Below are 1,223 nucleotides of genomic sequence, written 5' to 3' on the forward strand. Positions count from 1 at the left end.
CAATATTTAAGGCAGAACATAAACAAGCTAGCTTTTACTCGCTAGATCAGCCTATACGCTGGGCAAGCGGCGACCCACTAGAACGAGTCATCAATGAGAGCTTCGTTTTACAGGCACACTTAACAGAAGTCGATACAACAAAGCCTCAAGCACGCCATTTTGAGTGGATCAATAAAAAAGAATTACTTGAAGACCAAAGCCTTCTTGAACAAGTCTTTGCTCTCTTAGTTCTCGCTCATTATCAAAGCCGCCCTTCTGATTTAAGCCAGCTCATTGACAACGAAGACATACGTATCGGTGTGATGTTCGAGGGAGAACATATCGTTGGTGTTTTAGCGAGCGTTGAAGAAGATTTATCGGCACAAGACGCGCAGTTAAAACAAGACATCATCAACGGCAAACGCAGATTAAAAGGACATCTTAGCCTACAGGCATTTGCGAGTTTCTACTCTCAGGCAGAATGGTTAGACCTCAAGTGCCAACGTATTTTACGTATTGTTGTGCACCCCGCTCGCCAATCAAGTCAAATAGGATCAGAGCTGATACAAGAGCTCCTTGCATCCGCCAAGGTTCAGAATTTAGATGCATGCAGCGTGAGCTATGGTCTCGAAGCTAAGCTCTTTAACTTTTGGGCACGAGCCGATTTTGAAAGTACACGATTAAGCTATCAAGCTGATGCTTCTAGTGGGCTGCCGTCCATGATGATGCTTAACCCAATATCTTCAAAAGCAAAAACACTCTTATCATCAAGCAAACAGCGCTTTATCGATCACTTTGTTATCGGCTTACCAATCTATTTTCAGAAATTGAGCCCTGCGCTTGTTAATACGATTCTATTGGATGTAGGCAGATCATTAAATGTTGGAGAGGCTCTCAGCGAGCAACAAATTGCACGTCTCAACAAATTTTCCGCAGGACAAACAAGCCTTTGGGATAGCTGGCCAGATATTCGCGCGCTTACACTTTATTGTGCAACGAAACGCGTTATCAATACCGAGCAAGCAAACGTTTTAATCGCAGTTATGCTACAAAACTATGCGATGGAAATATTTAAAGTTGATGGGAAAAAACTGAGTAAGAAAGAATGGCTGGCATATTTGCGAGAAGCGAGCAAAACGCTTCTCGCAGAATTGACTATATAGTGAAGCTAGACCCGCACCCACAGGTCGTTGTGGCATTCGGGTTACTGACGACAAACTGAGAACCTTTCAGACCTTCGCTGT

1 protein-coding gene and 1 pseudogene are annotated in these 1,223 nt (G+C 43.6%); one reads left to right on the top strand and one right to left on the bottom strand.

Annotated features, from left to right (window positions below):
- A partial coding sequence (locus A3762_RS25295) for a GNAT family N-acetyltransferase (RefSeq protein ID WP_156493755.1) occupies positions 1 to 1,142 on the top strand: 1,142 nt, incomplete at its 5' end.
- Here A3762_RS25295 and A3762_RS26235 read toward each other — a convergent pair.
- Positions 1,135 to 1,223 (bottom strand): annotated as a pseudogene (locus A3762_RS26235) (iron-sulfur cluster insertion protein ErpA); the annotation flags it as partial. The gene A3762_RS25295 and the pseudogene A3762_RS26235 overlap by 8 nt on opposite strands.

Source organism: Oleiphilus sp. HI0125 (genome assembly GCF_001635355.1).